The sequence below is a fragment of the uncultured Blautia sp. genome, from assembly GCF_902497045.1.
Taxonomy (GTDB): domain Bacteria; phylum Bacillota; class Clostridia; order Lachnospirales; family Lachnospiraceae; genus Blautia_A.
Window position 1 is genome coordinate 1 of the sequence record NZ_CABVDF010000203.1, and the last position, 5,373, is coordinate 5,373.

The 5,373-nt window shown below is 41.8% G+C and carries 7 protein-coding genes and 1 tRNA gene; all 8 read left to right on the forward strand.

The window, feature by feature from the left end; translation table 11 throughout:
- Nucleotides 1-92: 92 nt before the first annotated feature.
- A complete protein-coding gene (locus RDS42_RS12160) occupies nt 93-1,190 on the forward strand; it encodes a TlpA disulfide reductase family protein (RefSeq protein WP_308783893.1) in 1,098 nt (365 codons plus the stop codon).
- Nucleotides 1,187-1,372 (forward strand): CD1871A family CXXC motif-containing protein, encoded by a 186-nt coding sequence (locus RDS42_RS12165; protein ID WP_308783894.1) that lies wholly within the window; start codon nt 1,187-1,189, stop codon nt 1,370-1,372. The genes RDS42_RS12160 and RDS42_RS12165 overlap by 4 nt, the downstream gene beginning before the upstream one ends.
- The gene (locus tag RDS42_RS12170) at nt 1,365-2,243 is read left to right on the forward strand and encodes a 4Fe-4S binding protein (protein ID WP_308783895.1); all 879 of its coding nucleotides are present in this window, start codon (nt 1,365-1,367) and stop codon (nt 2,241-2,243) included. The genes RDS42_RS12165 and RDS42_RS12170 overlap by 8 nt, the downstream gene beginning before the upstream one ends.
- 63 nt (nt 2,244-2,306) lie before the next feature.
- Nucleotides 2,307-2,380: transfer RNA gene (locus RDS42_RS12175), tRNA-Met, on the forward strand.
- A gap of 239 nt (nt 2,381-2,619) precedes the next feature.
- The gene (gene srtB / locus RDS42_RS12180) at nt 2,620-3,435 is read left to right on the forward strand and encodes a class B sortase (protein WP_308783896.1); all 816 of its coding nucleotides are present in this window, start codon (nt 2,620-2,622) and stop codon (nt 3,433-3,435) included.
- Nucleotides 3,436-3,460: 25 nt separating this feature from the next.
- Nucleotides 3,461-4,192, forward strand: a complete 732-nt coding sequence (locus RDS42_RS12185; RefSeq protein WP_308783897.1) for an NAD-dependent protein deacylase — start codon at nt 3,461-3,463, stop codon at nt 4,190-4,192.
- Nucleotides 4,193-4,196: 4 nt separating this feature from the next.
- A complete protein-coding gene (locus tag RDS42_RS12190) occupies nt 4,197-4,394 on the forward strand; it encodes a DUF951 domain-containing protein (protein ID WP_308783898.1) in 198 nt (65 codons plus the stop codon).
- A 32-nt stretch (nt 4,395-4,426) separates the two neighbouring features.
- Nucleotides 4,427-5,128 (forward strand): DUF308 domain-containing protein, encoded by a 702-nt coding sequence (locus RDS42_RS12195; protein ID WP_308783899.1) that lies wholly within the window; start codon nt 4,427-4,429, stop codon nt 5,126-5,128.
- Nucleotides 5,129-5,373: the final 245 nt, after the last annotated feature.

The following is a 5,373-nucleotide window of genomic DNA, read 5'->3' on the forward strand; positions in this document are numbered from 1 at the left end:
TTGTTTTATAAAAGTTAAAATGCCGTATTTATGCGGCTTGTGGCGTTTCGCAAACGCCTAAATGGATTTTGTAATGAAAGGAGATATTCTGTATGATTAAAATGAATAAAAAAATATCCATATGGGTTATGGCTGGTGTGCTTGCTCTGGGAGGGATTTCTGTAACAGGAGGCGCTGTATCGGCAGAGGCTGCAAAAGAGAAAACAGAAGAAAAGGAATCTGAAAAAAAGATACGTCCTTCTGATCTGGTTCTGCCTGCCCTGGAAAGTTATTCTTATGCAGATATGGGACTTTCTTTTGAACTTCCGCAGCTTCTTCTGGAAAAAATGGAGAAAGAAGAAATTGCCATGCTTCCGGGTGCGGAGGTTACTTCAGATGGGAACAGCCTGAAATATGGATTTGTAAGCTGGAGCACGATGACTAAAGAGCAACGGGAAGCAGAGATCAGTGCAGATACTGAAAAATATGGGGAATGGGTAGAAAGTCTGGGCGTAATAGGATGTCTTGGCGTTTATCAGAAAGAACTGGAAAAAGATCTGGATAAGATTACCGGCTGCACGGAACACGAAAAGATAGGTACAAGTGAAGACGAAGCATACAGCTACTATCTGAGCACAAAGAAGGATGCAGATGCAGAACTGGTCGAAACCATTAAAGAGATTACATATGAGATCACGCCTATGGTTTCTTATAATAACAGTGAAGGAATGAAGGCCGGTGATTCTATTGGAAGCTTTTCCACAGAAGATATCAATGGAAAGGAATATACAGAAAAGCTGTTTCAGGAGGCAGACCTTACTATGGTCAATATTTTTGCCACCTGGTGCGGTCCTTGTGTAAATGAGATTCCATATCTTGCAGAGCTGGATAAAAAAATGGAAGAGAAAGGCGTTCAGATCGTTGGTATTGTGATGGATGCGGGAAACAGCAGCGAAAAGGATGAGGAGGGAATCAAAAAATCTCAGACTCTTCAAAAAAAGGCAAAAGCAGAATACCCGTTCCTGCTGCCGGATTCAGGGTATATGAATGGAAGACTTTCCTCGATTCAGGCTTATCCGGAGACTTTCTTTGTAGATAAAAATGGAAATATTACAGGTGAAACTTACAGCGGAGCCCGCAGCCTGGAGGAATGGGAAGAGGTCATTCATACAGAATTAGAAAACCTGGAATCCGCACAGGAGGAAAAATGAAAGAAAAAAGCAAAAAAAACAGAGTCCTGCCAGAGATCTCTGACAGGACTGCCATGAAGATCGGAATCAGTATCACTATCCTGGGGCTGATTTGTATGGCTTTTGGGATCTGGCGAGGGGAAATGGCAGTTGTTTTTGAAAAAGCAGTAAATATTTGTATGGAGTGTATTGGCATTGGATAAGAAAAAACGTACAAATGAATGGGGACGCCACAGAGTTCAGATTCTCTGGGCGTTTCTTTCCAACAGTTATCTGGCAGGCTTTGCAAAAGGAAGGATCTACCAGGGAAAACTGAAAAATCTTTGTGTTCCGGGGCTGAACTGCTATTCATGTCCCGGAGCTCTGGGTTCCTGTCCGGTAGGAGCCATGCAGGCGGTTGTGGGAAGCTGGAATTTTAAACTGGCTTTTTATGTGGCAGGATTTCTGATGTTTATAGGTGCTCTTACAGGACGGTTTGTCTGCGGCTGGCTTTGTCCTTTTGGCCTGATTCAGGATCTTTTGCATAAGATTCCGTTTCCCAAAAAGATCAGTACATTTTGGGGAGATAAGCTTCTGCGTAAACTGAAATATGTGATCCTTCTTGTGTTTGTTATCCTGATGCCCATGTTTGTCGTTGATCTTCTGGGGCAGGGGGCACCTTATTTTTGTAAACTGATCTGCCCTGCAGGGACATTGGAAGGAGGACTTCCTCTGGTACTTCTTAATAAGGGAATGCGGGGAGCAATCGGCTGGCTTTATGCATGGAAGAATGTACTTCTTGTGGCAATCCTGTTTCTTTCAGTGATTATTTACCGTCCTTTTTGTAAGTATATCTGTCCTCTTGGAGCTGTTTATTCACTGTTCCAGCCGGTTTCTGTATTTCGGTATCGAGTGGATCAGGAGCTGTGTACCCATTGCGGAGCCTGTGCAAAAACATGTAAAATGCAGGTGGATCCGGTAAAATCTCCAAATCATCCGGAATGTATCCGCTGTGGTCAGTGCAAAAAGGTATGCCCAACAGGAGCATTGGATTATAATGTTGGAAAATTCAGAAAAAAGAAGAAAAAGACTTGACAAATAAAAAATACAGGCATATAATTTGTGCATAAGTAATATAATAATCGTATAATAATATGCCGCGGGGTGGAGCAGTTCGGAAGCTCGTCGGGCTCATAACCCGAAGGTCGCAGGTTCAAATCCTGTCCCCGCTACTTTCAAAAGTGTCTGATTTCAGGCACTTTTGTTTTTTATTTATTAGGAAATCAGTGCATTTTGGACTAGCTTTCTTGAATAAATAAGAACTGCTCCGTTTTGTTATAATCAGGTTTTACAAAATTACAGATAACTGTGCTATAATTTATGTCAGCGGAAATGCCAGATGGAAGGATAAAACTGGTTGCAGGAATTCTTTCAGAACATTATAATAAAGAAAAGAAAAGGGAGTGTGATCATGGGAAGACAAAACACAGGCAGATCAAAGAAAAAAAAGAAAAAGGGAGATTTTCTCCTGACATTGGCTCTGATCGTAGCCATTGCTGTATTTTGCTTTGCAGCATACAATCTGTTCCATATTTATTCAGAATATAAAAAAGGTACAGACGAGTACAATGAAATTGAACAGATGGCTGTAACCGAGAGAGAACCGGAGCTGGTAGATATGGAGCAGGCTGATTCAGGACCGGTTCCGCCGATTAATGTAGATTTTGATACCTTAAGGAGCATCAATACGGATGTGATAGGATGGATCTATATGGAAGCATTGGACAATATCAACTATCCGGTAGTCCAGGCAGAAGATAATGAAACTTATCTTCATATGACTTATGAAAAGAATTACAATTTTGCAGGAACAATTTTTGTGGATTATGAAAACAGCAGCGATTTCAGTGACTGCAATACGATAATCTATGGCCATAATATGAAAAACGGATCTATGTTTGCAAACCTGAAAAAGTTCACACAGGATGAAGAATTATATAAGAAGAGCAAATACTTCTGGATCCTTACACCGGACATGAATTACCGGTATGAGATTGTTTCAGCGTACGTAACCGGTGTAAACAGTGACACTTATACCCTGTTTAAGGGACCGGGAGATGAATTTCAGCAGTATCTGAATAATATCAAAGGTTATTCTGAAATCCAGACGGAGGCTGGTGAAATGACCATTAAGGATAAGATTGTGACTCTTTCTACCTGTACAGGAAATGATGCCACCAGATTTGTGGTACAGGGCAAACAGGTAGATGCAGTACCGGTGAAATAATCGGAAGAAATAAGGAGGATGACACATGGAGGATAAGATCATCAAATTGCAGGAGATTATTGATAAACATGACAATATCGTGTTTTTTGGCGGCGCAGGTGTGTCTACAGAAAGCGGCATACCGGATTTCCGGTCTCAGGATGGACTTTATCATCAGAAATATGATTATCCTCCGGAAACGATTCTGAGTCATACATTTTTTATGAGGCGTCCTGAGGAGTTCTATAAATTTTACAGGGATAAAATGCTCTGCGATACAGCAAAACCTAACGCTGCACACCTGAAACTGGCAGAACTGGAGAAATGTGGAAAACTGAAGGCAGTGATCACTCAGAATATTGATAATCTTCATCAGATGGCAGGAAGCAAAAAGGTACTGGAGCTTCATGGAAGCGTATATCGTAATTACTGTATGAAATGCGGGGAATTTTATGATTTTTCTTACATAAAAAACAGTACCGGAGTGCCGCGCTGTGAATGTGGCGGTATAGTGAAGCCGGATGTGGTTTTATATGAGGAAGGTCTGGATAATCAGACTCTGACGGATTCTGTTCGTGCTATTTCACAGGCACAGGTACTGATCATTGGAGGGACGTCCCTTGCAGTTTATCCGGCTGCCAGTCTGATTGATTACTTTAGAGGTGACTGTCTGATCGTGATCAATAAGGCGCCTACTCCGAGAGACCGCAATGCGGATCTTTTGATCAAGGATCCCATCGGGCAGATTTTTTCGCAGATCAGGATTAAAGGAGAATAAAAAGATGGACTACATCTATGAACTTGGAGATATTGTTACTCTGAAAAAGGGGCATCCATGTGGAAGCAGGGACTGGGAGATTCTTCGTGTGGGAGCTGATTTCCGGCTGAAGTGCATGGGATGCGGGCATCAGATCATGGTGCCTCGTAAAATGGTGGAAAAAAACACACGGGGACTTAAGAAAAAAGAGCAGCAGAACTGAAGCAGTTTCTGTGGTGAAAGGAGAAAGTGCATATGCTGGAAAGAATAAACAAAATATTAAAGGGACAGATCGTGACTTCAGTGCTTTATACCGTACTTGGTCTGTGCTTTGTCCTTATGCCTGTGGATACAGTAAATATCCTTTGCAAATTTGTATTTGGAGTAGTGCTGATCCTTGCAGGTGTTTATCATATTCTGATCTATGTACTGGAAAGGATGAACGCTACCCTTCTGGACCTGCTGTCCGGCGGTATGATCCTTGTGATCGGAATCTTTCTGTTTTTTAATCCGCAGATCGTAGTAAAACTTCTTCCGGTTCTTCTGGGAACTTTTGTGCTGGTGGATTCCATATGGGTTCTGAAAGGGAGTCTGAAGCTGAAAAAAATAGGAAGAGGCGAATGGAAGGTTCTTATGATCGGCAGTCTGGTCTTTATTGGACTGGGTATTGCCATGATCGTGGATCCTTTTGACATGGTGAAATATACCATGATATTTGCAGGCTGTGTCATGCTTGCAAATGGTGTGACAGATATTGTTTTTCTGGTGCTGATGCGCCGGGGCATCAAAAAAGCAGAAACGGCTGTGGAAGAGGCTGTGGAAGCCGCGGAAACAGTGGATGCTGAGTTTTCTCAGGTACAGGACGAGGCGGCGCCTGAACAGCAGGAGCCGGAGTATGCACCATGGAGTTCTCGGACAGGTTCAGAGAATACCGAGGAGGAACATACAGTTGAATAATAAAATCCTGGTGATCGAGGATGACAGGGCAATTTCTGAACTGCTTTGTATGAACCTGAATGCAGCAGGATATGAAATATTGAATATAGAAAAAACAACATGAAAAACAAACATATTTCTTGATTTTTTATCATGGCGGATATTCCTCTCTGATTCTATAATAAAGATAAGTTAACTCGTTGTGCTAGATAAATAAAGAAACTTCAACAAAATGTGCTATCCTATTTGTAGGCATACAAATTCGA

Bases quoted from the DNA above. Each gene is read 5' to 3' on its own strand.
- RDS42_RS12160 (WP_308783893.1), top strand. From the start codon at position 93: ATGATTAAAATGAATAAAAAAATATCCATATGGGTTATGGCTGGTGTG.
- RDS42_RS12165 (WP_308783894.1), top strand. From the start codon at position 1,187: ATGAAAGAAAAAAGCAAAAAAAACAGAGTCCTGCCAGAGATCTCTGAC.
- srtB (WP_308783896.1), top strand. From the start codon at position 2,620: ATGGGAAGACAAAACACAGGCAGATCAAAGAAAAAAAAGAAAAAGGGA.
- RDS42_RS12185 (WP_308783897.1), top strand. From the start codon at position 3,461: ATGGAGGATAAGATCATCAAATTGCAGGAGATTATTGATAAACATGAC.
- RDS42_RS12190 (WP_308783898.1), top strand. From the start codon at position 4,197: ATGGACTACATCTATGAACTTGGAGATATTGTTACTCTGAAAAAGGGG.
- RDS42_RS12195 (WP_308783899.1), top strand. From the start codon at position 4,427: ATGCTGGAAAGAATAAACAAAATATTAAAGGGACAGATCGTGACTTCA.